Origin of the sequence: Calidithermus timidus DSM 17022, assembly GCF_000373205.1 — a bacterium.
In the GTDB taxonomy this organism is placed as follows: domain Bacteria; phylum Deinococcota; class Deinococci; order Deinococcales; family Thermaceae; genus Calidithermus; species Calidithermus timidus.
Window position 1 is genome coordinate 450,937 of the sequence record NZ_KB890696.1, and the last position, 23,584, is coordinate 474,520.

At 64.9% G+C, this 23,584-nt stretch carries 31 protein-coding genes and 2 tRNA genes; 5 read left to right on the forward strand and 28 right to left on the reverse strand.

Going from position 1 to position 23,584, the window contains the following annotated elements:
• The first annotated feature begins 120 nt into the window (after positions 1 to 120).
• Positions 121 to 196: transfer RNA gene (locus tag B047_RS0108765), tRNA-Gly, on the forward strand.
• Positions 197 to 257: 61 nt separating this feature from the next.
• Positions 258 to 334, forward strand: a tRNA-Arg gene (locus B047_RS0108770).
• Between the two features lie 105 nt (positions 335 to 439).
• On the opposite strand, the gene B047_RS0108775 is transcribed toward B047_RS0108770, so the two are convergent.
• From B047_RS0108775 to B047_RS0108780, 3 genes are read right to left on the reverse strand one after another with little or no spacing between them, the layout of a single operon-like run.
• Complete coding sequence (locus tag B047_RS0108775) at positions 440 to 1,654, reverse strand: site-specific integrase (protein ID WP_018466588.1); 1,215 nt, start codon at positions 1,652 to 1,654, stop codon at positions 440 to 442.
• On the reverse strand, positions 1,626 to 1,790 hold the full coding sequence (locus tag B047_RS18145) for a hypothetical protein (RefSeq protein WP_169336596.1): 165 nt from the start codon (positions 1,788 to 1,790) through the stop codon (positions 1,626 to 1,628). The genes B047_RS0108775 and B047_RS18145 overlap by 29 nt, the downstream gene beginning before the upstream one ends.
• Entirely contained in the window at positions 1,771 to 1,962 is a 192-nt protein-coding gene (locus tag B047_RS0108780; protein ID WP_052606089.1) for a helix-turn-helix domain-containing protein, read from the reverse strand. The genes B047_RS18145 and B047_RS0108780 overlap by 20 nt, the downstream gene beginning before the upstream one ends.
• Positions 1,963 to 2,136: 174 nt before the next feature.
• On the opposite strand from B047_RS0108780, the gene B047_RS0108785 reads away from it, so the two are divergent.
• On the forward strand, positions 2,137 to 2,388 hold the full coding sequence (locus tag B047_RS0108785; protein WP_018466590.1) for a hypothetical protein: 252 nt from the start codon (positions 2,137 to 2,139) through the stop codon (positions 2,386 to 2,388).
• An 88-nt stretch (positions 2,389 to 2,476) separates the two neighbouring features.
• Here B047_RS0108785 and B047_RS0108790 read toward each other — a convergent pair whose 3' ends face one another.
• From B047_RS0108790 to lipB, 16 genes are all read right to left on the reverse strand, one after another.
• Positions 2,477 to 2,977 (reverse strand): hypothetical protein, encoded by a 501-nt coding sequence (locus tag B047_RS0108790; protein WP_018466591.1) that lies wholly within the window; start codon positions 2,975 to 2,977, stop codon positions 2,477 to 2,479.
• A gap of 126 nt (positions 2,978 to 3,103) precedes the next feature.
• Positions 3,104 to 3,313 carry a hypothetical protein gene (locus tag B047_RS0108795; protein ID WP_018466592.1) on the reverse strand — a complete coding sequence of 70 codons (210 nt, stop codon included), beginning with the start codon at positions 3,311 to 3,313 and terminating at the stop codon, positions 3,104 to 3,106.
• A complete protein-coding gene (locus tag B047_RS0108800) occupies positions 3,310 to 3,960 on the reverse strand; it encodes a hypothetical protein (protein WP_018466593.1) in 651 nt (216 codons plus the stop codon). Before B047_RS0108800 ends, B047_RS0108795 begins: the two co-directional genes overlap by 4 nt.
• Positions 3,961 to 3,963: 3 nt before the next feature.
• The gene (locus tag B047_RS0108805; RefSeq protein WP_018466594.1) at positions 3,964 to 7,794 is read right to left on the reverse strand and encodes a hypothetical protein; all 3,831 of its coding nucleotides are present in this window, start codon (positions 7,792 to 7,794) and stop codon (positions 3,964 to 3,966) included.
• Between the two features lie 2 nt (positions 7,795 to 7,796).
• Positions 7,797 to 8,084: a hypothetical protein gene (locus B047_RS0108810; protein ID WP_136805034.1), complete on the reverse strand. Its 288-nt coding sequence runs from the start codon at positions 8,082 to 8,084 to the stop codon at positions 7,797 to 7,799.
• 85 nt (positions 8,085 to 8,169) lie between these two features.
• Positions 8,170 to 8,736 carry a terminase small subunit gene (locus B047_RS17230; RefSeq protein ID WP_018466596.1) on the reverse strand — a complete coding sequence of 189 codons (567 nt, stop codon included), beginning with the start codon at positions 8,734 to 8,736 and terminating at the stop codon, positions 8,170 to 8,172.
• 89 nt (positions 8,737 to 8,825) lie between these two features.
• Positions 8,826 to 9,062, reverse strand: a complete 237-nt coding sequence (locus B047_RS0108820) for a hypothetical protein (RefSeq protein ID WP_018466597.1) — start codon at positions 9,060 to 9,062, stop codon at positions 8,826 to 8,828.
• Between the two features lie 125 nt (positions 9,063 to 9,187).
• Complete coding sequence (locus B047_RS0108825) at positions 9,188 to 9,664, reverse strand: hypothetical protein (RefSeq protein ID WP_157205856.1); 477 nt, start codon at positions 9,662 to 9,664, stop codon at positions 9,188 to 9,190.
• A gap of 274 nt (positions 9,665 to 9,938) precedes the next feature.
• Positions 9,939 to 11,354, reverse strand: coding sequence for a YfjI family protein (locus tag B047_RS16560; RefSeq protein ID WP_018466599.1), 1,416 nt, complete (start codon positions 11,352 to 11,354; stop codon positions 9,939 to 9,941).
• A complete protein-coding gene (locus B047_RS0108835) occupies positions 11,351 to 12,205 on the reverse strand; it encodes a toprim domain-containing protein (protein ID WP_018466600.1) in 855 nt (284 codons plus the stop codon). Before B047_RS0108835 ends, B047_RS16560 begins: the two co-directional genes overlap by 4 nt.
• Positions 12,195 to 12,326 carry a hypothetical protein gene (locus B047_RS18545; protein ID WP_018466601.1) on the reverse strand — a complete coding sequence of 44 codons (132 nt, stop codon included), beginning with the start codon at positions 12,324 to 12,326 and terminating at the stop codon, positions 12,195 to 12,197. The genes B047_RS0108835 and B047_RS18545 overlap by 11 nt, the downstream gene beginning before the upstream one ends.
• A 221-nt stretch (positions 12,327 to 12,547) precedes the next feature.
• Positions 12,548 to 12,721, reverse strand: coding sequence for a helix-turn-helix domain-containing protein (locus tag B047_RS17600; RefSeq protein WP_084784969.1), 174 nt, complete (start codon positions 12,719 to 12,721; stop codon positions 12,548 to 12,550).
• A 66-nt stretch (positions 12,722 to 12,787) separates the two neighbouring features.
• On the reverse strand, positions 12,788 to 13,225 hold the full coding sequence (locus B047_RS0108845) for a hypothetical protein (RefSeq protein ID WP_018466602.1): 438 nt from the start codon (positions 13,223 to 13,225) through the stop codon (positions 12,788 to 12,790).
• Positions 13,226 to 13,492: 267 nt separating this feature from the next.
• Entirely contained in the window at positions 13,493 to 13,933 is a 441-nt protein-coding gene (locus B047_RS0108850; protein ID WP_084784970.1) for a DUF3054 domain-containing protein, read from the reverse strand.
• A 66-nt stretch (positions 13,934 to 13,999) separates the two neighbouring features.
• Positions 14,000 to 14,977, reverse strand: a complete 978-nt coding sequence (gene lipA, locus B047_RS0108855; RefSeq protein WP_018466604.1) for a lipoyl synthase — start codon at positions 14,975 to 14,977, stop codon at positions 14,000 to 14,002.
• Entirely contained in the window at positions 14,974 to 15,675 is a 702-nt protein-coding gene (lipB, locus tag B047_RS0108860) for a lipoyl(octanoyl) transferase LipB (RefSeq protein ID WP_018466605.1), read from the reverse strand. Before lipB ends, lipA begins: the two co-directional genes overlap by 4 nt.
• A 136-nt stretch (positions 15,676 to 15,811) precedes the next feature.
• Here lipB and B047_RS0108865 point away from each other — a divergent pair, with 136 nt between their 5' ends.
• The gene (locus B047_RS0108865) at positions 15,812 to 16,369 is read left to right on the forward strand and encodes a YIP1 family protein (protein WP_018466606.1); all 558 of its coding nucleotides are present in this window, start codon (positions 15,812 to 15,814) and stop codon (positions 16,367 to 16,369) included.
• A 62-nt stretch (positions 16,370 to 16,431) separates the two neighbouring features.
• Positions 16,432 to 17,136, forward strand: a complete 705-nt coding sequence (locus B047_RS16565) for an MOSC domain-containing protein (RefSeq protein WP_018466607.1) — start codon at positions 16,432 to 16,434, stop codon at positions 17,134 to 17,136.
• On the opposite strand, the gene B047_RS0108875 is transcribed toward B047_RS16565, so the two are convergent.
• The 9 genes from B047_RS0108875 to B047_RS16570 form a co-directional block, all read right to left on the reverse strand.
• Positions 17,119 to 17,790: a Dph6-related ATP pyrophosphatase gene (locus tag B047_RS0108875; RefSeq protein ID WP_018466608.1), complete on the reverse strand. Its 672-nt coding sequence runs from the start codon at positions 17,788 to 17,790 to the stop codon at positions 17,119 to 17,121. The genes B047_RS16565 and B047_RS0108875 overlap by 18 nt on opposite strands.
• Positions 17,780 to 18,925 carry an alpha/beta hydrolase family protein gene (locus B047_RS0108880; protein WP_018466609.1) on the reverse strand — a complete coding sequence of 382 codons (1,146 nt, stop codon included), beginning with the start codon at positions 18,923 to 18,925 and terminating at the stop codon, positions 17,780 to 17,782. The genes B047_RS0108875 and B047_RS0108880 overlap by 11 nt, the downstream gene beginning before the upstream one ends.
• A 21-nt stretch (positions 18,926 to 18,946) precedes the next feature.
• Positions 18,947 to 20,056: an aminotransferase class I/II-fold pyridoxal phosphate-dependent enzyme gene (locus B047_RS0108885; protein ID WP_018466610.1), complete on the reverse strand. Its 1,110-nt coding sequence runs from the start codon at positions 20,054 to 20,056 to the stop codon at positions 18,947 to 18,949.
• Positions 20,057 to 20,201: 145 nt separating this feature from the next.
• Positions 20,202 to 20,651: a 50S ribosomal protein L9 gene (gene rplI, locus B047_RS0108890; RefSeq protein WP_018466611.1), complete on the reverse strand. Its 450-nt coding sequence runs from the start codon at positions 20,649 to 20,651 to the stop codon at positions 20,202 to 20,204.
• A 10-nt stretch (positions 20,652 to 20,661) separates the two neighbouring features.
• Complete coding sequence (rpsR, locus tag B047_RS0108895; RefSeq protein ID WP_018466612.1) at positions 20,662 to 20,946, reverse strand: 30S ribosomal protein S18; 285 nt, start codon at positions 20,944 to 20,946, stop codon at positions 20,662 to 20,664.
• Positions 20,943 to 21,773 (reverse strand): single-stranded DNA-binding protein, encoded by an 831-nt coding sequence (locus tag B047_RS0108900; RefSeq protein WP_026234750.1) that lies wholly within the window; start codon positions 21,771 to 21,773, stop codon positions 20,943 to 20,945. The genes rpsR and B047_RS0108900 overlap by 4 nt, the downstream gene beginning before the upstream one ends.
• Positions 21,774 to 21,889: 116 nt before the next feature.
• Entirely contained in the window at positions 21,890 to 22,189 is a 300-nt protein-coding gene (gene rpsF / locus B047_RS0108905; protein ID WP_018466613.1) for a 30S ribosomal protein S6, read from the reverse strand.
• Positions 22,190 to 22,337: 148 nt separating this feature from the next.
• Positions 22,338 to 22,943, reverse strand: coding sequence for a hypothetical protein (locus B047_RS0108910; RefSeq protein WP_157205857.1), 606 nt, complete (start codon positions 22,941 to 22,943; stop codon positions 22,338 to 22,340).
• A complete protein-coding gene (locus B047_RS16570; protein WP_169336597.1) occupies positions 22,940 to 23,491 on the reverse strand; it encodes a hypothetical protein in 552 nt (183 codons plus the stop codon). The genes B047_RS0108910 and B047_RS16570 overlap by 4 nt, the downstream gene beginning before the upstream one ends.
• Positions 23,492 to 23,584: the final 93 nt, after the last annotated feature.

Consider the following 23,584-nt stretch of genomic DNA (forward strand, 5'->3'; position numbering starts at 1 on the left):
CACTTTGCTGTCAAAATGACAAGCCGGAGACAGAAGCGCTTTCCGAGTAGGAAGTGCGAGGAAACTCCGCTCTGGAGCAGGAAATAGTGCGGCCTGATAGCACAGCTGCTCATGGGAAACGCGGGAGTAGCTCAGTTGGCAGAGCGTCAGCCTTCCAAGCTGAATGTCGCGGGTTCGAATCCCGTCTCCCGCTCCACCAAACCCCGCTTGAGCGGGGTTTTTCCTCTAGCGAGACTCTGCTAGACTATCGCGCGGATGCGCCCGTAGCTCAGCCGGATAGAGCAGCCGCCTTCTAAGCGGTAGGTCGGGGGTTCGAGTCCTCCCGGGCGCGCCACCCAGGAACAACGTCACCAACGCAAAACCTCCCGACCTATGCGGTCGGGAGGTTGGCGGTTTTGGCCGAAAATGTAGCAACCGTGTAGCAACCCAAGTTGAGGGGTTAGTTCGGGAGGGTTGCCGCCGGGGGTTGGGGGGGCTCGAGATGGGCCACCGTGTCGGTCACGCCGAACAGGTAGCCGGTGTGCTCCCGCTCCAACAGGTGGCGGTACACGTTCAGCGTGATCGTGGGGTTAGCGTGGCCCAGGCGGGCGCTCACCACCTCGAGGGGCACCCCGCTAGCCAGCAAATGTGAGCCGTAGGTGTGCCTCAGATCGTGAACTCGCAGGGGCCTAATCCCGGCCCGTTTGCACATGCGCTTCAAGGCGTGGTTGGGCGCACAGGACTCGAGGGGCCGATTGGCAAGGGGGCTACTGAACACGTAGACCCCGCCGATGTTCGGCCCTATGGCCTTTACGGTGGCCTCCCGCAGGGCTCGGAGGGCGTGTGCGGTGTTCGGGGGGATGGGCACCACCCGCCTCGAGCCTCGGGTCTTGGGCTGGGTCATGTGGCCCTGCTTGCCGTTGCCCGTCCACGCCTTGGTGATGCTCAGCCGGGCGGGGGCGGCCTCGAGGTCGAGATCGGCCCAGGTCAGGGCCAGCGCCTCGCCCTTGCGAAGCCCACAATCGAGCACCAGCTTGAAGAACAGGCCCAGCGGGTGAGCCTCGCACTCCCGTAACAGGGCGGCCAGCTCTTGCGGCTCGAGTGCCCGGCCCACGGGCTCAGGGGCGGGGGCCTTAACCCGGATGCCGTCACAGGGGTTGCGGTAGACGACCTCGAGCCGCACGGCGTCTTGCAGGATGGCCCTGAGCCGCTCGAGGCACTTGCGGATGGTGCGCGGGGTGTAGGGCCTGGGCTCGGGGTTGGGGTTGCGCTTGTGCGGCTTGGGGGTCCACCCCTCCCGTGTCATGCGGTCGAGCATCCCCCTGACGTGAAGGGGCTTTATCGCCTGTAGTTTCATGTCACCCAGGAAACGCAGGATGTGCCCGACCTCGGTCTTGTAGTTGCGCCGGGTGCTTCGTGACTTGCCCACCGTCTCCCGCTCGAGCCAGCCCTCGGCAAACTGCCGCAGGGTCACGGCGTCAGGCTCGGCAAGGATGCCCTTGTGGTGCTTGTCCAGCAGCTCGGTGAGCTTTTGCGCGGCTTCAGCGCGGGTGTCACCGTACACCACCCGGCGCTTGGGGCTGCCGTTTGGCCCGTAGCCAACAGTGACCGCACCGACCCAGCGGCCATCTTTGCGCCTGTAGACGCTACCCTCGTTGTTGCCGCGCTTGCTCATCCCGCACCACCTCCAGCACGTCACCCACCTCGAGCCGTTTACCTGTAAGCCGCCCGGTGGCTGCGAAGGTACACACCAGCACTACGCCGTCCCATCCGTCGGACTGTTTGCAGGATTCAGCTTTGGCCCTCTCCATTCTTGGCCTCTTCGATGAGCTCGAGCCGGATTCGCACCCCTAGGAACTCGAGCAAGTCTTTCCCGGTGTCTGTCAACAACGACTTGTGACCCCGGAAGTACGGGTTTACCGCTTGTGGGGTCTTGCCCTTGGCGGCGGCAAAGTCCTTCTGCGTTAGCCCTCTACGCCGCATAACCCTAAAGATTTCGTCCAGTAGTTGGTTTTCGATATCTCTCACCCCCAAACGATAACTTGCCACGCGCTCTATACACCCATGATAAACCTTTCAGGGTGATTTATAAACTTGTAGGGTTTATCAGATGATGTATCATTGCCACGCTGACACGCTCAGCGAAAGGGAGACAACATGCAAGTTCAAGCTATCGAACGGGACACGCAGATCGTTGACGCCGAGTTTATAGTGGTTCACAGCCTGCGCGGAGTCATCAAGCCCGGCACCGAGATCACGGTAGAGTGGCGTGACCCAGAGCCTGGTGAGATCGGTTGGGGGTTGCTGTTGCCAGAGAGCAACGAGCCCATGACCTTGATCTACCGCTGCCAGGGCAATGAGGGCGAGGATTTCCCGCTTAGGGGTACGGTGGTCGGGTATCGGTCCTAACTCAAGGCCAGTGGAAGGCCAGCAGCACTCATACACTGGCCCCCGGTGTTCAACCTGGGGGCCAGCCCTTACGCCAATCAAAGCCCTGTTACTTATAGCACTTGAGGTTGCTCAGGGCATCCTTTAGACCTACTACGCTAAAGCGGTAGGTGTAGCTCTCGAGCTCCAGGAGCCCAAGGCGTATAACAACCTCCTTACCCGTTAGTAGGCTTTCAGTAAAGCGCTTATGCGCCCCCGAAGGAACAAATAATGCTCTCCCCGTGGTTGATCGGCTGCCTTGAATGGTTTGAACTTGGCCGCGATCTACCCTCCAGAAGATGGCTTGTCCATAGTCGCGGTCAAGCAGATCGCCTGCAAAAACCAGAATCTCGAGCCGGTCACCCCTACACCGCCAAATGATTTGTGCCTCCGAACGGGGATTTAGTTGGTCTGTCGTAAAGACCATAGAACGATCCTCGTCAGTCATGAGGTCAACACGATTGATGAGGCGAACATCCCCGAAAGTTTGCCCCTGCTCCTGTTCTTGCGCTAGGGCAAGTCCATATACCAAACCACATAGAACCAGCCATCCGAGGAATGCTCTCTTCATACTCTCACCTCGAGAATGAGAATACCAAACCGGGAGTAGATTCAAGGTTTGTTTTGGATATTCATTGTGGCTCACCCGATCGCCATATCTCTCATCTGCGATCGGGCGAACCCTTAAGGCTAAACCCTACTCCCCCCTGCCCCTGCGGGCGGTCAGTATCCTGCGCCCCAGACGGCGCTCGAGTTGGTTGAGCAGGTCATCGGCCAGGGCCGGACCGTTGCTACCGTAGACGTTCATGCTCTGGATGTTGAGCGAGACCATAGGCCCGCCCACCGGGGCCACGGCGGGCTGACCGCCGGGCAAGCGGGCATCGAGGATGTCCCTGATCTGGCTCAAGATGCCGATTTGCGAGGGCAGGGAGGCCAGGGGCGAGAGCAGATCAATGAGCAGGTCGCGGGTGGGGCCGGTGATCTCGCTGACTCGAGTCCCGCCATTCCTGGGGCTCTCCCCGCCCCCACCGCCTCCACCGCCCCCCCACCGCCACCGCCGGGGCTGCCGCCCTCCGGCAGGTCGATGGTGTCCACGTGGACCCCGGCCCAGCCCAGGAGGTTGTTGATCGCGGTAGCTATCGCATTCCAGATACCGGCAATAAGCCGCGCCACGAACACAAACACCGGCGCGACGATGTTTTGCAGCACCCAGGAGATGATTTGCAGGACGGGCTTTAGCTGCGCGGCCATCAGTTGCACGACGGCCGCCACCGGGGGCACCAGCGCGGCGATGGCGGGGATGAGGGGCTCGAGGAAGATCTGCACGATGTCCCGCTCTCGGATGTCGAGGGGGTGGGCTTGCGTGCCGCCCCGAAAGGCGGCATCAATGCAATCCCAGTGTGGTGTGAGGTTCCACTCGAGGTCATAGATGAGGGCGGGGGTGGGGGTCACGCTCCCCACCCCCAAAAGCGTCGCCGGGCCGCTGAGGTTGCTATACGCGGCCTTTTGGGCTGCCGCCTTGGGGTCCAACACGCGAACCACGAAACGAGACATACGTTAGACCCTCCGAAGCGCTCTAGACAGGGGCATGTAATCCCCTCTGAGGCTCATTACCGTTTTCTCGAACAACTGGGCGGCCCGAAGCTGGATGTTCGCCGCGTTGAGCATGATGTTCGCCGCCTCGAGGTTGGCGACGCTGATGGACGGGCTGCCTGCCGAGGGCGCGGGCATAGACGCGCTGGGCGAGGGGCTCGAGGCATCCCCAAAGGCATTGCCGCCGCCTTCCGGCGCGGGGATGCTGGGGGCCTGTACCCGCATATCCACGGTGCCGAAGGTCACGATCCGCACCAGCTCGGCAATCGCGTTCCAGATGGCGAGCAGCACGTTAGCGACGAAGGTAAAGACGGGTACGACCACCTTCTCGAGGATCCAGCCCAGCAGTTGGAACGCGGGCCGCAACTGCCCCGCCAGAGCCATGGCGAGCTTGGCGACCACGGGGATGAGCAGCTTGAGCGGGGGGATTAGCGGCTCGAGTAGCTGCCCGATCGCCGCCAGGGCGTCGAACAGGGGGCCGAGCACCGGCTGAAGGCGCTCGAGAAGCGGCCCCAAGAGCTTCAGGATCGCCCCGAGCACGTCGCCTGAGGCTAAGGAGGCCCCGGCCCCCATGAGGGCTACGCCCGCCTCGGCGTCGGGCCGCCTGCGGTCCTTCCTGTCCATCAGGCCCGCCACCCTGCCGCCCAACTGCTCGGCAACGCCCAGGGCGGCTTTCAGGCCCTCTACGAAGCGCTCCCAGAAGCCCTTGCTATTTTTATCCAGCTCTTTCTGCGCCTCGTTGACCTTGCCCAGCGCCTCGGCCAGCGCCCCGTAGGCGTCGCTGCCCTCCTGGGCTGTGGCGAGCTGGGCCTCGAGCTGGGCCTTTAGCTGGGCTAGCCCCGTGCGATACTGCTCATCGGTGATCAGGCCGGCTTTACGTTTGGTCTCGAGGAGCTCCACCGCGTCGGCAAGCTCCTTGGTGCGGTCTGCGGTCTCGCTCGAGGCGGTGGCGATGTAGCCCAGGCCCGTGATGTAGGTGCCCATGCCCTCGTTGGCCCCCTCGAGGCTCCGGGTGGTGGCCGCGAGCTTGGCGGCCAGAACCTCAGACGCAGCCGCCGCGCCAGGGATGCCCGCCGCCGCCAGCGTGTCCAGGGTGACGGCCAAAAGGTTGAGCTGCTCGAGTTCCTCCTGCGTGGCCTGGGACAGGTCGGCCCCGCCCAGGATCGCCGCCAGGGGCGTGAGGTCCTGGGCTTCCTGCGCGGCCCGGATTAGCTCGGGGATGCCCAGCTTCTCCGGCAGGCTCAGCCCGCCCCCGTCGGACGGCCCGGCGAACACCTCCGCGATCTTCTTCTCGAGTTGCTCGGCCTTGGCTATGGCCCGGTCGAACTGCTCGCCCGTGATGTCGCCCCACTCGAGGAAGAGTTGGGCATTGGCCCGCATCTCCTCAGCGATCTGGCCCAGCCGCTCGGCGTACTCGGTCGGGCCGATGGCCCCGGACTTGAACAGCCGCTCGATGTCGGCTATTTCCTCCTCCATCAGGAGGCCCTCGAGGATGTTGATATTTCCGGCTTTGCCCAGATCCTCGAGGTATTGGTTGACGATGGCCTGTAGCTCGGCAGTCCAGGTAGGCAATATCTCCCCGAGCCACGCCTGCAATTTCTCCTCATCGAAGGTGGCGGCTAGGGCCTGCTGTAGTTTTTCCTCGCCACTATCTACGAAAGAATCGTAGAGCCGTCTGGACTCCGGCCCCCACTGCTCATCGAAGGTGTCAACGAAGCCCTTGAGGGTGGCTTTGGTGGCCTCGGAAATGGCCGGGTTGTCCAGCAGGGAGCGGAAGAACTCGACGATGCCCCCGGCGGTGAAGAAATCCCCGCCCTGGAGTGCAGCGGATAGCTGATTCAGCAGGTCGTCCAGGTCCACCCCGAACAGCGCCTGGATGAGGTCGCGGTCCTTGGCCTCAGTAGGGGTAAATGCCAGGGTGATGCGCCGCCGCAGGTCGCCAACGGCATTGCTAAGCTGCTTGAACGCCTCGGCCACCGGCCCGCCGATGCGGTCAGCGAACTGGGCGAGCTTTTCGCCCAGGCTGGGGATTTTGCTGAGCAGGTCGGTGATTTTATCCCCGACCTCCTTGTACAGGTCACGGGCCTGCGAGAGGATCTTATTCTTCTTGATCCACTCGTCAGAGCCGGGCTTGAGCGCGTCCCGCTCCTTGGTCAGGGTGCCGATGATCCCGGCCAGCTCTTCCCTAATGGCTTTGAGGCTCTTGGGGTTTTCCTCGGCTCGCGCCTTCAGCACCTCGAGCCGCCGCTCCACGGCGCTAAGCCCTTTGTCGGCTTTGTTGCCCGCGTCGCCGGTGCCCTCGAGGGCGGGGCTGAACTTGTCGGTGAGGGTGTTTGAGGCGTCGCCGGAGGCGCTCGCCAGCCCCGCAATCTGCTTATAGAGGTCTTCCCCGATCTTAAGGAACCTCTGGGTCTCGGGGTTCACCTTCCCGCTGAAGGCGTCCGCGACGGCGCTCACGCCCTCCAGGAGGGTCTTATTGGCCCCCTCGAGGTTGGCCGCCCAGCGCTCGAGGTTGATCCCTTCCCGCAGGGCCTTGCCCGCCTCGGCAAACTTGCCCTGGAAGGCCAGGGCCACGGCGTTGCCCAGCGCTACAACGCTCTCCACCACCGACTTGATAAACCCGCCGATGGCCTGCCCGGTGCCGATCAGGACTTTTCCGACCCCGATAGCGCCCTGGGCGATCAGCTCGAGGCGCTTACGGGCCTCCTCTGCCGGGCCGCCGAACTTGACGTAAGCCGCCGCGAGCGCGGCGACGGCGAGCACTAGCGTGGTGATCGGGTTGGCCTGCATCACCGCCCACAGGCCCTTAGTGGCCCCGGTTAGGGTGATCTTGCGGGTGGCGAGGGCGATAACCGCCTTGCCCAGCGCGGTTTTCTGGAGGGTGAGGGCAACCACCACCCCCAGCAGGGCCGAAAGGCTGCCCGCGAGTTCGCGGCTTTGGGGGTCGAGCCGGGTGAACGTACTCAACAGGGCGTTGGCCGCGCCCACCACCTGATTCGCCACCCCGTAGAGCTTGACCATCACGGGGGCCACGAATGAGCCGATGGTCTGGGCCAGTTGTTGCTTCTGCTTGTTCAGCTCGATGGTCGTCTTGAGCTGCCCTTGCAGCATCACATCGGCCACCTTCACATCATTGGCTAGCTCAGCGTTGAGCGCCGCCGTGATCGCGGTGGCCCGCTCCTGCTCAGTCAGCTCCTCTGCCGTTTTCCCCAGGCTCTTGGCGTATTTGTCCAGGGTAGGGCCGATGTTGGTCACGATCCCCGCGTACTCGAGCAGCTCGCTTCGCCCGGTGGCGAGGCCCTGGGCGGTGTTCTCGAGGGCGATCCGCATCTGCCCAAGGTTGCCCTTGGTCTTGACGACCGCGCTCGAGAGCGCCCCGTTGAGCGCCTGGGCCACCTGATCCACGGTGTAGCCGTTGCGGAGCAGCAGGGCCGTGGCGTCCTGGAGGTCGGACTTAAGCAGCCCGTACCTATCGGCCAGCTGATCCACGACCAAGTTGGCCTTTTCCGCCGAGACGTTTTGGCTCTCGAGGGTGAAGGCGAAAACCTTAGCCGCAGTGGTGGCCTCGGTGAACTGGCTCGCCGCGTCCTGGAGGTAGCCGGTGAGCTGCTGGATGCCCACCGCCACGCCCACCGCGCCGAGCGCCTGGGTGATGGTGCGGCCCATGCGCTCAAAGGCGCTCTCAACAGTTTTAGCAACCTGTTGGGCTTTCTGCTCAACCGCATCGAGGTCTTTGACAGCCTGTCCCCGGTTGATGATGATCTTTCCGAAGAGCTCGAAGGCTTCGAATGCCATGACTACCCCGCCTTCCTCTTGACTTTTGAGGCGATGTACCCCGCCACAGCCTCCCAGCCCCTCCGAACCTCTTCACGGTCGGGGTCTTCACCCGAGAGCTCAGTCAGCCACTCGAGGGTTTCCCGAACCTCCCGCATCGCAGTCGCTTCGCTCTTGCCTTGTTCGCGGGCGAGGGCATAGGTGAGATACCCAACGTGCATTACAAGTCCTGCAACGAATCTGCGGATGCTCTCGAGTTCTCTCGGATCACTGGAAACCTCTTTGGTCTTGCGAAGAAAGAACCGTCGCATATCTACCTCTCAACACAAGCCCCATGCCGGTATCACCACCGCACGGGGTCAGAGGGGCAGATGCCCCACCCTGTGTGAAACGGCTTCAGTTGGGCCGTTCCCTTTGGTCACGCAGGGCCTCGATAGACTCCACCAACTTATTTAGCGGGCTATCACCGTCGTTTTCCTCAGCCTTGCCGGGTTCCAGAAGGCCCAAGTACCGCCCCAACAGCTCGAGGGCCTGGACTTTGGGGTGTAGCTCGATGGTAAGGGTGTCCTCTTCGACCTTGCCTCGTTTGCGAACGTGCTTGATGCTCCGGATCATGCGACGTATTTCGTTCCGCAAACCCGCCGAGTCTTTGACGTTGACGAAGAGTTGTCCGTTTTCATCCCTTCCCCACTCGCATATCTCGCCAATGTCGGAAAGACCGATGTAGAGTAGTTCCCGAACAATCCGCTCGCGAGTGATGTTGTACTTCTCCAGCAGCGGTTTGACCCGGTTACTAAGGGCTCGAGCAACACTAGCATTTGCTAACAGCCTCGAGCCCTGTTCGTTGGCGCTCTTCTTGCTGTAGCCCGCCCGGATCGCCGCCTGAGTAGCATTGAGGTCAGTCAGGTATTCCTCGACAAACCGCCGTTGCTGAGGGGTCAGCCCCTCATGGTCCTTTGGCATTTTCCACCTCCCTTCGATCTGGCCTGCCCAAGGGACAGACCCAATAAGGGATGAGCCAAGCGCTCACCCCCCACCTGATGCCAGCGCCTCTACTCGGGCTGCTTGCCATCAGGTCGTACGTCGAGCTGTTGCTGTCTCAGAATCTCTTGCAACTCCTCAAGGGTTGTATCCGGCCTGATCACCACCGTTTGCTTTCCAATGAGTGCCACGCTGGTATAGCCCTCGGGCACGTTGAGGACTTCCTCGAGCGTCTCGCATTCCCGTACCGTGATGCCGAGAGCTTCATAAGTTCGAAGTAGTGCCTCAATGCCCTTGCTTTTCTTCATGGCCCCATCGTAGCTCAGTTAGGCTCACGGCAATTCCGAGATTTCGGAGCGGTTTTATTTCTCTTCAGGCTGCCGCCATCCCCGTCTCGAGGGCGGCCAGCTTCCGGACGGCCTCGAGCACCGCGTCAACCCCAGCTCACCCTACCGTGCGAGCTTCTGGCTTTGGTAGCGGGCGACGCCGCCAAGTTCGCTCTCGAGCTTGGCGTTCGCAAACTTTTGAACCTGCCATAGTCGGTATCTCCACTCAGATTCAGAGGGCTTAAGGTCTGGAGCTTATAGGCGGGGTGAGCGAATCTAGGGGGTGCTCGAGCCGGGCGGTGGGCCAGCACCACCCGGCGCACCGGCTGGGAGGGGGTGCCCGGCCACAGGCCGATGACCGCCACCGCTCGAGGGGCGGGGTAGGTGGCGGCCAGCACCTCGAGCACCTGCCCCAGGAGGGAGGTCACGCCCTCGGGGTCCAGGCCCTCGAGGGAGCGATACGTACGGGCCAGGCCATCCACATCCACCCTGAGCCGGGGGGCCTGTAGCTCCACCAGCCGGGCGGCCAGGCCATCCAACTGAGCAAGTAGGGTAGGCCAGGGGCTCGACCCAACCGCACACATACCGCTACCTACCCGCAAACCTGCAAGGTCGGGGTTTTCCTCGTCCAGGACGCTACTCCCGCTTGCGGGTAGGTTACCCGCATCCACCCGCATAACCCGCGAGTCCACCCGCGAGGGGGTAGGGGGGTCAGGGGCTTGCGGGTAGGTTGCGGGTGCTTGCGGGTGGGTTGCGGGTTGAGTACCCGCATACTCCAATGCTGTGCTGGACGGCGTTTCTCGGGGGCTTGCGGGTTTGCGGGTGGGGTGGGCTATGTGTACTAGCAGCGAGTCAAGGTCAAACATTGTCTACCTCCCGCACGCGGGGATTGGCCCGGTAGCCGTCCCACTCGCGGATGACCCACCCGGCCTCGAGCAGCCGGGCCACCACCCGCCGGGCCTCGGCAATGGTGGCGATGCCCGCCACGTTGCGGTGGGATAGGTGGCGCTCGGTGAACGTGACAAGCTCCCCGGCCCTGAGCTTGCGGGCCAGCCTCAGCACCGGCTCGTCATTGCCCGAGAGGGCGCGGTGCCAGACGCGCCGGGCGTGGGGCTCCAGCCACAGCACGAGGGCGATGGCCCGCCGTAGGGTGGCGGCGCTTATCTCGCCGCTGTGCTCATCCCACAGCAGGGAGAGCACAGCCGCGAGCCTCGCGGTGAGCCCCAGGCGCTTGCCCAGCAGGGCCTTCCAGGCCTCAGGGTGGTCAGGGTGACGCTGCTCCCGCTCGGTCTGGCCCTCCCACTGGTGCCACAGGCTTTGAGCCTCGGGGGTAAAGCGCAGCACCCGCTCATCCCCGTGGCGCAGGGTGTCGTACACGCGGGCGATGAGGGCGTGATAGCGCTCCTTGGCCTCGAGGGGGATGGCCGGGCGCTCGTCCACCCAGGGCCGCTCTTGGCCGGTGACGATCACGAAGCGCTGCAAGAGCCCATCCGCGCCGGCCCCGTCGCCGCCCTGGGCCTCGAGGACACGCTCGCGGAAGGGGCCGGGCTGGACGAAGCCGATGAGCGAGAGCACCGGGCGGGGGATGTGGGTACTGCCGCGCAGGATGCGGTCAACGGCGACGGGGGCGGCGCTGTAGGCGCTGAGGTAAAAGGCCCGGTCCGCGCCCCGGTCCTCGCGGCCCCAGGTCTTGAACAGGCCCGACAACTCGTCGTGATAGGCCAGTATGCCGGGGTTGTGGGCCAGCAGATCGCCCAGGGCCTCACGCGTGGCGTCCTGCGCCAACAGGCGCTCAGGCACCGGCGGCTTGGGCTTGGGGCCGCGCTCTCCTCGCTTGGCGGCCTCCCAGCGGGCTAGCTCGGCCTCGTACTCGGCCATAGCCCGCTCATGGGCCGCACGTAGCTCGGCCTCGATGGCCCACACCGGCGCGAGGGCGGCCTTGAGCAGGGGCGTCTTCTTGGTGCTCACCCCCATCACCACCGCGAGCCACAGGGCGGTGGGCTCGCGCCAGGTGGGGTTATCCCGGTCGGGCTCGACCCACACCCGGCCATTGCTCGCGGCGGTGGCGGCGGCGAGCATGGTGAGCATCACCGGGCCGGGGTCCAGACACAGCCGGTCCGCGAAGGCCAGGCCGTAATCCTCGATCTCGGGCGGCAGGATAGCGCCCTCGGGCCAGGGCCTGAGCCGGGCGGCGGTGTCGAGGGGCTCGGGCTCCGGCCATACCTGCTCAGGCGTGGCCTCGGGGGCGGCTTTGATGGCGTCCAGGGCGCTCATGCCGCACCTCCCGCAACGGCGTCGAGCCAGTCCGCACCGGCTCGAGGGGGTACGGCCATCCGCACCTTGCGCCCCTCGGAGAGCAGCCGCCGGGCCAGCTTGCGGGCGGCCTCGAGTCCTGCCTGATCGTGGTCGGCGGCTATCACCACCTCACGGGCCTCGGCGGGTAGCTGCACCCGCTCGAGCCCGCCAGCCGATACGCAGGCCCACGCGGGCCAGCCGGTGGCCTGGTGCACGGCTAGGGCGGTCTCGATACCCTCGCAAAGGGCCAGGGGTTGGCCGGGCTCGAGGGCATAGAGCCGGATGGCACCACCTAGCGGCTTGCTACCGGCGGCTAGGCGCTTGCTCACCCGCCCTGAGCCATCGGGCAATAGCTCGGTGACGTGCATCCCCACCAGCCCGTGTGTGGGGTGCTCCACGCGGGCCAGCATCACCGGGGTGCCGGCCCACAAGGCCAGCCTTAGCGAGGGTGGGGGCTTGAGGGAGAGCCCTCGAGCCCGCAGATACCGGGCCAGCAGCGGGTGCCCCGGCTTGGCGGCGTCCCACCAGCTCGCCCACCGGGCTACCCGCTCGGCGTCGGGGGTGGCAGGGGCCGGCGCAGGGCGGTAGTAGCCGGGGGCCTCCCAGGGTCGGGCGTGGCCCTGGTGCAGATCGGCCCAGGTCAGGCCCACAGCCTCGAGCACCCGCTCAGCCGGGCAACCGGCGAAGCAATGGAGCAGGATTTTATCCCCCTCGAGCCGGACGCTCAGGCTCGGGGTTCGGTCGGGGTGGGCCGGGCAAAGGGCTACCCACCGGCCCTGGCCGGTGGGGTGGGCGCGGCGCAGCCGCTCGAGCAGCAGATCAACGGCCACGGCCTGCCTCCTCGCGCCAGAGACGCAGATCAACGGAACGGTTGATCAGCTCGAGCAGGGCCAGCAGCGCGGGCCAGGGCAGCCGCGAGATGGCAAGCGTGATAAAATGCTTGTAGCACATCCCCACACCTCCTACCCAGCCCCGCCCTCGCCCTGGGCGGGGGTTTTCTCTTGTTGGATTCGACTTCTGTTCAATGTGGTGCTCCTTTCCGGGCGCTTGTTGCGCCCCGATGTTTTGTTAGCCACGTTGTCAAGGTTCGCGGTTACGTGAATGACGTAACCAGAGGCGTTGATCTATGAGCCGCTAGAGCAAGTTGAGCGATCTAGAGCTTGGGGGTTAGGTCAGTTGTTGGAGTTTTCCTCGAGCCACCTTTGAAGGGCTTGAACCGGGAATACGATCTTTCGACCAATACGCTTGTGAGGGATTTTCCCGGCCCGGACCCATTTATAAACACTCTGCTCGTGCGCTCCAATCAGCCGCGCAGCTTCGCGAGCGCTAAGAGCCAACTTTTCCACTGCAACACTCCACTGCGGCAGAACGGTGCCGCACCGCTAATAGCCTGAAGCCGAAAGCCTCGAGTCCTAGCGGGCGTTGGGAGCGTTCGGGATTGTGGTTCTGGCTTTGATCGGCAGTGTCTTGAGCAGGGGTCGTGGGGGGCTTAGGTAAAACAGGAGCCTCACCCAGAGGGAAAAGAATACGGCGAGACCTACAACCCCCAGCTGTGCCAGCATGAGGCCAAGCCCTCGGAATATGGCCTCGAGCCGTTCGAGCGCATACCACTCGACGAGCACCGCGTGAATCAGGCTTCTGTGCCGGGGGTGGACATGCGCGGCCAGGTGGGCCCAGTATGCAGCGCGGTTGGCGCGATGGTGCCTAAGAGCAACCTCAAGGAGTACCGCGTTAAGTGTGGGTTTATGTTCGTTGAATAGCTCGACCAACTCCGCGAGCTTACGGAGCGCCGCATTCAGCGCGGGATTATGCTCTTTTAATAACTCGATAAACTCCGCGAGCGGATGCATGCTGTTTAAAGCTTATGTTTTTACCGAAGTGCTGTCAAGCCCGTCCAGGACGGATATTAGCCCACTTATATCAGTGTAGCAACCATGTAGCAACCGTGTAGCAACCAGGGGCTTAAACAGACTTAAACCAACTCAGCTATACGAAGCACCTAAGCCTTTATTATCGCGAAAAGCTTAAGTCGGCTTAAAACCGCTCAATGCCCGAAGGCAACTTCTAAGCGGTAGGTCGGGGGTTCGAGTCCTCCCGGGCGCGCCACTTTCGAACACTCAGCGCTTGGCGTTCGATACGCTTTGGTTTTGGTGCAAGCGCCACCACAGCATGGCCAGTCCTCGCCAGGCCAGCAGCAACGCCAAAGTAGAAGCCAGTGCCACACCCCAGAAGATGAAAAAACCCAGGTTGAAGTCTTTGCCTAGGGCCGTGAAGCGAAAGAACACCCCAGCCGAGACCGCCAGTGCCCAGTTGAGCAGCAGGTTGCGCCAGGTGGGGCGGGTGTAGGTGCGCAGGAAGGGGGCGAGCAGAAACCAGACCACCAGGATGGGCAGGGAATTCTCGAGAAAACCCCTCCAAGCTGCGGCCAGGCCGCTCAGTGTGCCGTGTATCCCCTGCCCGATGAGGGCAAAGAGCACAAGGCAAAGGGCGTCACCTCGAGCCAACAGCCGCCCGAAGGGGTTTGTGTGGGGTTGAGTGGTGGAGGTGGGTTCGGTCATGCGCGATAGCGGGATATCTAGGGGCGAGCGCCTTGAGCATTGGCCCTTGACCCTCACCCCCAAGCTCTAAACGCTTTGAGTCGCCTCGAAGAAGACCTTCTCGGCCCGGTAGGAGCTGCGCACCAGCGGCCCGCTGAAGACCTCCATGAAGCCCTCCTCGTAGCCCCACTCGGCGTAAGTGGCGAACTCCTGGGGGGTCACGTAGCGCTCGACGGGCAGGTGGTGCTTGGTAGGACGCAAGTATTGGCCCAGGGTGAGGATGTCCACGCCCACTGCGCGCAAGTCGCGCATGGCCTGGCGAATTTCCTCTTCGCGCTCGCCCAGGCCCAGCATCAGGCTGCTTTTGGTCAGGACCTCGGGGCGTACCTTCTTGGCGTGCTCGAGCACCTTGAGGGTCTGGTCGTAGCCCGCGCGGGGATCGCGCACCCTGGGGGTGAGGCGGCGCACGGTCTCGAGGTTGTTGGCGAAGACCTCCTGGCCTCCTTGTAGCACGGTCTCGACGTCGGCCAGGTTGCCCCGGAAATCGGGGGTCAGGGTCTCGACCTTGACCTCGGGGTCGCGCTGCTTGATCTGGCGCACGCACTCGGCAAAGTGGAAGGCCCCGCCGTCGGGCAGGTCGTCGCGGTCAACGGAGGTGAGCACCACGTACTTGAGCCTCATCTCGGCCACGGCCTCGGCCACGTGGACGGGCTCGAAGGGGTCCACCCAGCCCCTGGGATTGCCGGTATCCACCGCGCAGAACTTGCAGGCGCGGGTGCAGATGCCGCCCAGCACCATGATGGTCATGGTGCCGTGACCCCAGCACTCTCCGATGTTGGGGCACATGGCCTCCTGGCAGACGGTGTGCAGCTTGAGCCGCTGGGTCAGGGCCTTGAGACGGGTGTAGTTTGGCCCAGTGGGCACGGTGGCGCGTAGCCAGGCGGGTTTGTGGCGGTCGATGGGCTCGGGGCGCTCCTGAGCCACGCCCTTGTGGATGACCTTGAGTTCGATCATCCCGCCGGTGGCGAAGTCTTCGAGCTGGACGGTCTTGATGCTGTCGCTCATGTAAGCTCCTTCGGAGCGTCGTAGGTCGCGCGTCGTAGGTCAAAGGCCGGAAATTCCCGTTCAAAGGCGCCGATCACGCGCTCGGCCACCTCTTCCATGCTCACTTCCCGACCCAGCAGCTTTTGCAAGCTGGTCACGCCCTTGTCGCGGATGCCACAGGGCACGATGAGGTTGAAGTCCTCGAGGTCGGTGTTGACGTTGAGGGCGAAGCCGTGGAAGGCCACGTCCTGCTTGATGGCCACCCCGAAGGCGCACAGCTTCTCCTCGAGGTCGGGCCAGGAGGGGATGGGGGCTGGCCGCTTCACCCACACGCCCGCGTAGCCCGGGCTAGGAAAGGTCTCGATACCGTAACTGGCCGCCACCCGCATGATGGCCGCCTCGAGCCGGCGCAGGTAGTCGCGTACCCGCCGCCCCACCGGGAAGATGGGGTAGCCCACCAGCTGGCCAGGGCCGTGGTAGGTCACGTCACCGCCGCGTTCGATCCAGAATAGCTCGATTCCCTGAGCCCGGTACTGTTCCTCGCTCAGCAGCAGGTTTTCGCCGGTGGCTCCCCGACCCAAGGTGATGGTGCGGGGATGCTCGAGCAGCAGCAGCGTAGGGGGCCGCACACCCGAGACAACCTCGGCGTGGACTTGCTTTTGATAATCCCAGGCCTGGGCATAGGGCACCCGGCCCAGGCGCTCTACCCGGAAGGGCATTCCGCTCACGCCCTCTAGCATACGCCCGCGGCGGAGCTCTTTGGAGCCCAAAGACACCATCGCTGGGCCGCGACCGGCGATCGGGGGTACAATCGGGTGGAAGCACTACCGCAAAGCTAAGCCGGGAGGAAGCCCTATGAACCCCAGCCCCTCCATCACCGAGACCATCAGCACCATGTTCAGCCAGAGCCTGCAGGTGCTCACCAAGCCCAGCGTGGCCACCTTCGAACAGTACGAAGCCAAGGGCACCCTGCGCGAAGCCCTGATCTACGTACTGTTCTTCGCCATCATCGGGGCGCTGGGGAGCCTAGGCGGCGGGGTCACGGCTTTTCTCAACAGCATCATCGCCACGGTGGCCGGCTTTCTGATCTTCGTCTACCTGGTCCACACCATCGGCAAGAGCCAGGGCGGCACCGGTAGCCTCGACCACGTGGCCTACACCTTCGCGCTGTTCTGGGGACCGTTGTCGGTGCTGCTGGGCATCGCCACGCTGATCCTGATCATCACCCTCGTCGGCATCCTGCTGCTGCCGCTGCTGTTTCTGGCCTTCCTGGCCGTCAACATCTACTTCGGATACCTCGCCGTGCAGTCGAGCATGAACCTCACCGACAGCGGCAAGATCTGGATCACCCTAATTGGGGCTGCGGTGGGCAGCTTCCTGGTCAGCATGGTGATCGGCGCGATCCTGGGCTGAGCCGCTGGTTTTCGCAAGGGCGGCCCGAATCCTTGGCGGGCTCCTCTGCTAGCATGGGCCCTATGCGCCTGATCGCGGTCAACCTGGGGAAGGAGCGGGAAGTGCAGGTGGGGGAGCGCACCGTACGCACCGGGATTTACAAGACGCCGGTGACGGGCAAGGTGCGCATAGGCGCCTACGGCCTCGAGGCCGACGTGGTGGCCGACACCAAGCATCACGGCGGGCGCGACCAGGCGGTATATGCCTACAGTGCCGAGGACTACGACTGGTGGGCCGAGCAGCTCGGCGAGGCGCTCGAGCCCGGTACCTTCGGCGAGAACCTCACCCTCTCCTCCTTCGGTCCCGAGCCGGTGAGGATAGGCGACCGCTTCCGCGTGGGCGAGGTGCTGCTCGAGGTCAGCGCCCCGCGCATCCCCTGCGGGGTCTTCGCCACCCGCATGAACGACCACCCCGCCATCGCGGCGAAAATACGCCTCGAGTGGGTGAGGCAGTTTCGCCAAGCCCGCCGACCTGGTTTTTACGCCCGCGTGCTGGTGAGCGGCCAGGTACAGGCGGGCGACCCTATCGAGCGCCTTTCCACCCCCCACGACTACCCCACCCTCGCCGAGCTCTTCGAGCTGCACTACGCCAAGAAGCCCGACCCCGCCCGGGTGCGGTGGCTGCTCGAGGCCCCCGTCGCCGAGCGGACCCGGCGGGCCTGGGAGCGCTGGCTCGAGGCGTCGTTTCGCCGCGACAGCGGGGTGGAGCACTCAGCCCGCAGCGCCTGAGGGGGGCAAGGGCTCGAGGAACCAGTAGTCGCCGTGGAGGCGCCTGGCGCCGAAGCCCACCTCGAGCCGCTGCGCGAAGAGCGGGCAATTCACCACCAAGGTATGGTACTCGCCGTTCTCGCCGCAGGGATCGGCCCCGGCCGCCTCGAGGTCGGCCACGGTTTCGGCGGTGAGGGTACGGCCTAAGAAGCCGGGGCCCAGGTGGAGGTTGCAGGAGACGATGACCGCCTCGAGCCCCTCGGCCACCATGCGGCGCACCAGGGCGGCGCGGTCCTCCTTCCACAGCGGCAGCACCGGCTCGAGGCCCACCCGCGCACACACCTTCTCCTCCCACTCGCGGTGGGGCTCGAAGTCGATGTCGCCGAAGACCGCGTGGGTCACGCCGTGCTCGAGCCGAAGCTGCTCGAGCGCCCCCACGAAGCGGCTCTCGTACTCTGCCCAACTGCTGGGGAAGGCCACCAGGGGCACCCCCATGGCCCGGGCCTGCTGCTCGAGGACGGGGCGGGGGATGCCGTGGGAGCGGGAGATTCGGCCCTCCTCGTTGAGCACGTTGAGCAGGACGGCGGGTTCCAGGCCGCGCCGCCGGGCCTGTAGCACGGCGTAGCAACTGTCCTTGCCCCCGCTCCAGGAGGCGACGAAGCGCCTAGCGTCCATGCTCGAGGCGGATACCCACCTTGGCGCGGGGCCGGAAGCCGGGGAGGCCGGGCTCGAGGTACTGCCCGGCCCGGGCGTCGCCCTTGAGGTGATGCTGGAAGAAGGCGGCGGTGAAGTGGCGGGCGAGGTCGAAGAGGCGCTCCTTGTCCCACACGGGCTCCCAGCAGCGCTCGAAGTCCTCGGGGTTGGCGCGGGCCTCGGGCGGGCAGACCACGAAGGGGTTGTGGCGGGCACCCTCCAGGGTCAGGAGGTACTTGGCCTTCGACCCGGCGCGGCGGTAGACCTCGAGGCCGTCGCGGGCGTAGGTCGCCACGTCGTCCTCCTCGCCCACCGCCACGAAGAGCGGCACCTCGAGCCTGGGCAGCGAGCCGTAGTACCAAGGGGCGCCGTAGGGGGCAATGACGAACACCGCCTTCACGCGCGGGTCGGGCCGGACCGCTTGGGCCCCCCGCTGGGGCTCGACCTGCGCCAGGAAGGGCAGCAGGAAGCAGGGGCCCTCGTTGCCCGCCTTCTGGCAGTACTGCTCGAGCCCGGCCCGCTCGATGCCCGCCCCGGCCGCGTTGAGCACCGAGTAGCCGCCATAGCTGTAGCCGATCAGGCCCGCCGTGTCGCCGTCGGCGCTGGGCACGCTCTTGGGCACCTGGCCCAGCACGAAGAGGACGTCGAGCGGGCGGTCGACGAGCGAGGTGACGTAGGCGGGCTGGGTGAGGTCGCGGTAGAGGCTGCCGGTGTGGTCGATGGCCGCCACCACGAAGCCCCTCGAGGCCAAATGCTCCATCAGGTAGGCCGACTGGTAGCGGCTGCCGGGCTGCCCGTGCGAGTAGACGAGCAGCGGGAATTTCCCGGCCTCGGGCGCCGCGTCGCGCAGGGCCTGGCCCGGCAGGTCGAACTCCACCGAGCCCACGACGCCCTTGTAGACGGCGGGCTGGGCCGCCCCGGTGGCGCGGCGGGCCGGGTACCACACCTCCACGGTGAGGCCGCGGCCGCGGGCGGGGTCGGTGAGCTGCAGGGTGCGGACCCCCACGGCGTAGCTCCCGGGCACGGCCAGGGGCGGGGCATCAGGCCGCTGCACAGGGACCCTCTGCGAAAGGGTGAAGGCACACAACGTCAGGGAAAGGGCGGCGATTTTCCACATAACCCAGAATACCCGCTGGGCTCACCCCCGCGAAAGGAAGCGCTCGAGCCGCTCCAGCGCCTCGGGCATGTTCCTGCGCCCGTAGCCCACCCGCAGGTGCCCGGGCTGGTCGTAGACCGTCCCCGGCAGCAGCAGCACGCCGGTCTCGCGCACCACCTCCTCGCAGAACTCCGCCACGTCCTGCGGCGACTTGAAGCGGGGGAAGCCGATGGGGCTGGCGTCGGGCCGGACCCACTCGAAGAGGTGCGCGTGGCGGGCGAAGAAGCCCTCGAGCAGCGGCAGGTTGGCCCGCACGATCCCCAGGTTGCGCTCCACCAGCACCTCCCGGTGGCGCAGGGCCAGGGCGCTCAAAAACTCGCTGGGGGCGCTGTTGCAGATGCTGGTGTAGTGCTTGAGCTCGAGGCAGCGCCCGATCACCTCGGGGTCGCGGCTCGCCAGCCAACCCAGCCGCAGCCCCGGCAGGCCGTAGGTCTTGGACATCGAGCCCAGGCTGATCGCCTTCTCGTACACGTCGCAGGCGGCGGGCAGGCGGTCGGCGGGGTCGTGCTCGAGCTCGCGGTAGACCTCGTCGCAGAAGACGTACAGGCCACGCTCGCGGGCGAGCCCCATCACCTGCTCGAACACCCCGCGCTCCATCAGGGTGCCGGTGGGGTTGTTGGGGGTGTTGACGTAGAGGAGGCGGGTGTTGGGCCGCAGGAGGCGCTCGAGGGCCGCGAAGTCGTTGGCCCAGCCGTCCTCGTAGCGGCGCTCCCAGGCCGAGACCTCGGCGCCGGTGCTGCGGGCGAGTTCGAACGCCGACTCGTAGCAGGGCGTCTCCACGATCACGTGGTCGCCGGGGCCCACCAGCGCGTGGTAGACCAGGAAGATCCCCTCCTCGGCGGCGGCGGCCACCAGCACGTCGTCGGGGGCGAGGCGCTCGTAGATGGCGGCGATGGCCTCGCGCAGGTAGGGCGCGCCCGGCGACTCGGTGTAGCCGAGCCACAGCCGGTCGAGGCGCTCGCGGGCGTCGGGCTCGAGCGCCAGCAACTCCTCCACGCTGCGCGACTCGGCGTCGGAGCTGGAGAGCATGTACTGGGCGGTGAACTCGTACTTGGCGTAGTACTGCTCGATGCGGAAGGGCTTGAGCTTCATGCCCTCGAGTCTGGGGGATTGGGGGCCCCGCCGTCTAGGGCGAACCCGGCCCGGTGCTGCGCAGGGGTCACGCCTGCCCTCCGCTCGAGCGACAAAGCGAGGAGGGCGGCCCTGGCGGCCGCCCTCCCGCGAACGCCGAGGCCGGTCAGGCCTTGTCGGCTACCACCACCACCTTGAGGTTCATGGGAACTTCGGGGTGGGGCTTGTAGACCAGGGTGTACTCGCCCAGGTCCTTGATGGGGCGCTCGAGCAGCAAGCGCTTGGGGTCGATGCCGATCTGGTGCTGGGCCTCCAGCGCCGAGGCGATCTCACGGCTGGTGACCGAGCCGTAGATCTTGGTCTCGCCGGCCTTTACCTTGAGCTCGAGGGTCAGGGACTCGAGGATCTCCTTCAGGCGCTCGGCCTCGGCCTTGCGCTCGGCGGCCTTCTTAGCCTGGGCGCGAATCTTGGCCTCGAGGGTTTTGAGGTTGGACTCACTAGCCAGTGCGGCAAGGCCCCGGGGCAGCAGATAGTTGCGGGCATAGCCCGGCTTGACGTTGACCACAGCGCCCACGTCGCCCAGGTTCTCCATGGGTTCGAGCAGAATCACCTTCATGGCTCACCTCTTACTTGCGCACCAGCTTCTCGACGTAGGGCAGCAGGCCCAGGTGGCGGGCGCGCTTGATGGTGCGGGCCAGCTTGCGCTGGTCTTGGGCGTTGAGGCCGGTGCGGCGACGCGGCAAGATCTTGCCGGTCTCCGACAGGAAGCGCTTGAGGATGTCGACGTTCTTGTAGTCGTTGAGGTCAAAGGCCCCAACGGCAGCCGCTACTTTGGGCTTGCGGCCACGACGGGCGCCACGATCGGGGCGTTCGCCCTTGGCGCCTTTAGGAGAGACTTTCTTGGTGCTCAAAAGGGTAGATCCTCCTCCGGTGGGAAATCTTCTAAGCCTTCGTCAATGTCTACCTTGCTCGTACGGCCTCCAGCAGCACCCTTCTCTGCGCCGCTGAGGGAAGCGGCTCCACCATTACCGCTTCCACGGGCAAGGCGCTCGAGGCGGCCGGCTTCCACACGGGTGGTGTAGCGCCGCTCGCCGGTCGAGCTGGTCCAGGAGTCGTTTACCAAGCGCCCGATTACAAAAGCTCCGTCGCCCTTCTTGAACTCGGCGGCCCACTCGGCGAGGTCACGCCAGGCCTGGCCCTCGACGTAGTGCACCTTCTCCTGCTCACCCTGGCGGGTGGTGAAGCGTTCGTTGACGGCCAGAGAGAAGCGGGTCACGGCGGTGCCCTGGGGGGTGTAACGCAGCTCGGGGTCGCGGGTGAGGTTGCCCACCAACATCACGTGGTTGAGCCCCTCGCGCAGACGGTGCTGCCCGCGCGCGTCGGTGACGGTGAGCTCGCCGCGCTTGCCCTCGAGGCTCACCACTTCCAGGCGATCGGCCCTGATCTCCAGCGTGCTCTTCTTCTGCCCCTCCTGTTCCCAGGAACGGTACTCGAGCTTGCCCTCGACGAAGAGAGGGGTTCCGGCCTTGAGGCCATCGCCCCAGAACTCCGCACTCTTGCCCAGCAGCTTCACGCGGTGGTACCAGGGAACCTCGCGGGTGTTGCCCGACTCGTCGATGATGATGTCGTTGCCGCCGAGATTGAGTTCCAAAACAGCCAGCCCCCCGGGGGTGTAGCGCATCTCCGGGTCCTGGGTTAGGGTTCCAACGAGCGTTACGCGGTTGAGTCCTCGTGCCATATCGGTCATCCTTCTTCAGCTTGCTTGCGTTTGAGTCATCCTAACTGCTCTTGGGGGCTTGGGCCTGCTTTGGTCGGCTAGGAAGCTTGGAAAGGCTTGGAAAAACAAACCCGCGCTCACTTGCGCCACTCGGGGCGGTCACGGATGATCAACACCCGGCGCACGTTGTCCCGCAGGCGCAGTTCCTTCTCCAGCGGCTGGGCGTTGGCACCTTCCATCTCGAGGGTGTAGAAGATCACGTAGCCCTCGGGGTCCTTCTGGATGGGGTAGGCCATGCGGCGCTGGCCCCACTCGTCGGTGGCTTTGACCGTGGCTCCGTAACGGGCGAGGGCCTGCTGGATGAACTCCTTCTCCACGGCAACCTGCGCAGCGTCGAGGTTGGGGTTGAGCACCAGGTTGAGGTCGTATTGCGGCATATTCACCTCCTTTCCCTCTTGCAGCCCAATCCAGCCATGAAAGCGGTATGGGCAGGATAAACCTGTGGTTCCGACGAACCACGCAAGTGCCAAGTATATCAGGCCAGGCTTAGGGTGGCTAGCCTTTTTCAGGCCACCCGCGGGGTACTTAACTCCCCGCGCCAGCGTTTAGCGCCTCACCCCAGATCCCCATCTCCAAACGCAACAGCTGCCGTATGATCCGCAAGAAATCTTCCGGGTCAACCTGGCTCCAGATCGGGCGCACCAGGGTGTCCAGCCTCGACAGCAATTGCTGGATCTCTTCCGAGGTCCAGCGCTCACACATGAATTCCATGAGTTCATTGGTCGGGACGGCTTCCCGCCAGAGCTGTTGGTAGGTGCGGTGAAAGCACCAGTTCATGGCCAGGGCCAGCGGGTAAGGCAGGCGCTCGAGATCGGTGAACACCTGGCAGTAACGTTCGGTTTCGGGGTATAGCGGGTGGTGCAGTGGGCTGATGTGCTCCTCGAGCCAGTCGGCGTCCTCGCTCAGCGTCAGCAACAGCACGGCCAGGATATGGCGGTGGGAGGGCGGGGCCTCGCGCAGGAGGTGGGCCTGGAAGCGGATCAGGGCGTCGTTGATGTAGAGCCCCTGAACCATCCAGGCCGTGAAGGCCCTTGAGGGCAGGCTGCCTGAGGAAAGCCGCTGCACGAAGGGGTGCTCGGCCACCGCTTCGAGCTGGGGAAGGCGGGTGGAGAGAAAGTAGTTGAACATCATGAGCTCTGATCTGCCTCCTCTGCTATGCGCAAAGCCATCTCCCAGGAGCTGTCTTCGAGGTCGAAGAGCCGGTTGAGCGGGGCATCAAGCTCGGAGAGATCGAGGTGCTCGAGGGCTTCGTCGGCCAGAACCGCCAGGTCGTAGAGGACGGCCCCGAAGCCGCCATCGGCCCAGCGCTCGAGGATGACCTGCAGGCGCTCATCGGGGGCGTCGATGGTTTTGAGCGCATCCATAAACACCTGGTGCGTAGCCCAGTGCATGACCGTCAGGTGGGGATAGGGTAGACACTGGAGGTCCTGGAAAAAGGCCTGGTAGCTTTGGCGGGAGGGGTGAGGGGGTTCGCTGAGGTCGATCCCTTGTGACAGCAACCAGTCCATCTCCTCGACCATGTTGAGCACGATCTGCGCCAGCAGTACCCGGTGCTCACGCGGAGCCTGACGCAAGATGCCGAGCTGAAAGCGCATCATGAGCTCGTCAAAGTAGTAGAGCTGGGTCAGCCAGCGACCGAGGGCCACCGGCGATACGCTGCCCTCACGCAGACGCCGCAAGAAAGGTTGAGCCGCAAAAGACTGCCACCGCAGTAAATACCGCTTACGCAGACTTTGTATGCGGTTGGTCGGGTACATCCATAGCTATGATAA

What these genes read in the sequence shown, in the direction of transcription:
- B047_RS0108800 (WP_018466593.1), bottom strand. Translation starts at nt 3,960, where the DNA reads ATGTCTCGTTTCGTGGTTCGCGTGTTGGACCCCAAGGCGGCAGCCCAA.
- B047_RS0108885 (WP_018466610.1), bottom strand. Translation starts at nt 20,056, where the DNA reads ATGAAGCTCAAGCCCTTCCGCATCGAGCAGTACTACGCCAAGTACGAG.
- B047_RS0108900 (WP_026234750.1), bottom strand. Translation starts at nt 21,773, where the DNA reads ATGGCACGAGGACTCAACCGCGTAACGCTCGTTGGAACCCTAACCCAG.
- B047_RS0108785 (WP_018466590.1), top strand. Translation starts at nt 2,137, where the DNA reads ATGCAAGTTCAAGCTATCGAACGGGACACGCAGATCGTTGACGCCGAG.
- B047_RS0108825 (WP_157205856.1), bottom strand. Translation starts at nt 9,664, where the DNA reads ATGTGTGCGGTTGGGTCGAGCCCCTGGCCTACCCTACTTGCTCAGTTG.
- B047_RS0108880 (WP_018466609.1), bottom strand. Translation starts at nt 18,925, where the DNA reads ATGTGGAAAATCGCCGCCCTTTCCCTGACGTTGTGTGCCTTCACCCTT.
- B047_RS0108805 (WP_018466594.1), bottom strand. Translation starts at nt 7,794, where the DNA reads ATGGCATTCGAAGCCTTCGAGCTCTTCGGAAAGATCATCATCAACCGG.
- B047_RS16560 (WP_018466599.1), bottom strand. Translation starts at nt 11,354, where the DNA reads ATGAGCGCCCTGGACGCCATCAAAGCCGCCCCCGAGGCCACGCCTGAG.
- rpsF (WP_018466613.1), bottom strand. Translation starts at nt 22,189, where the DNA reads ATGCCGCAATACGACCTCAACCTGGTGCTCAACCCCAACCTCGACGCT.
- B047_RS0108775 (WP_018466588.1), bottom strand. Translation starts at nt 1,654, where the DNA reads ATGAGCAAGCGCGGCAACAACGAGGGTAGCGTCTACAGGCGCAAAGAT.
- B047_RS18545 (WP_018466601.1), bottom strand. Translation starts at nt 12,326, where the DNA reads ATGTGCTACAAGCATTTTATCACGCTTGCCATCTCGCGGCTGCCCTGG.
- B047_RS0108790 (WP_018466591.1), bottom strand. Translation starts at nt 2,977, where the DNA reads ATGAAGAGAGCATTCCTCGGATGGCTGGTTCTATGTGGTTTGGTATAT.
- rplI (WP_018466611.1), bottom strand. Translation starts at nt 20,651, where the DNA reads ATGAAGGTGATTCTGCTCGAACCCATGGAGAACCTGGGCGACGTGGGC.
- B047_RS0108875 (WP_018466608.1), bottom strand. Translation starts at nt 17,790, where the DNA reads ATGGACGCTAGGCGCTTCGTCGCCTCCTGGAGCGGGGGCAAGGACAGT.
- B047_RS18145 (WP_169336596.1), bottom strand. Translation starts at nt 1,790, where the DNA reads ATGGAGAGGGCCAAAGCTGAATCCTGCAAACAGTCCGACGGATGGGAC.
- B047_RS0108810 (WP_136805034.1), bottom strand. Translation starts at nt 8,084, where the DNA reads ATGCGACGGTTCTTTCTTCGCAAGACCAAAGAGGTTTCCAGTGATCCG.
- B047_RS0108850 (WP_084784970.1), bottom strand. Translation starts at nt 13,933, where the DNA reads ATGACCGAACCCACCTCCACCACTCAACCCCACACAAACCCCTTCGGG.
- B047_RS0108910 (WP_157205857.1), bottom strand. Translation starts at nt 22,943, where the DNA reads ATGATGTTCAACTACTTTCTCTCCACCCGCCTTCCCCAGCTCGAAGCG.
- B047_RS0108780 (WP_052606089.1), bottom strand. Translation starts at nt 1,962, where the DNA reads ATGCGGCGTAGAGGGCTAACGCAGAAGGACTTTGCCGCCGCCAAGGGC.
- B047_RS0108820 (WP_018466597.1), bottom strand. Translation starts at nt 9,062, where the DNA reads ATGAAGAAAAGCAAGGGCATTGAGGCACTACTTCGAACTTATGAAGCT.
- lipB (WP_018466605.1), bottom strand. Translation starts at nt 15,675, where the DNA reads ATGCCCTTCCGGGTAGAGCGCCTGGGCCGGGTGCCCTATGCCCAGGCC.
- B047_RS17230 (WP_018466596.1), bottom strand. Translation starts at nt 8,736, where the DNA reads ATGCCAAAGGACCATGAGGGGCTGACCCCTCAGCAACGGCGGTTTGTC.
- B047_RS0108865 (WP_018466606.1), top strand. Translation starts at nt 15,812, where the DNA reads ATGAACCCCAGCCCCTCCATCACCGAGACCATCAGCACCATGTTCAGC.
- lipA (WP_018466604.1), bottom strand. Translation starts at nt 14,977, where the DNA reads ATGAGCGACAGCATCAAGACCGTCCAGCTCGAAGACTTCGCCACCGGC.
- B047_RS16565 (WP_018466607.1), top strand. Translation starts at nt 16,432, where the DNA reads ATGCGCCTGATCGCGGTCAACCTGGGGAAGGAGCGGGAAGTGCAGGTG.
- B047_RS0108845 (WP_018466602.1), bottom strand. Translation starts at nt 13,225, where the DNA reads ATGCATCCGCTCGCGGAGTTTATCGAGTTATTAAAAGAGCATAATCCC.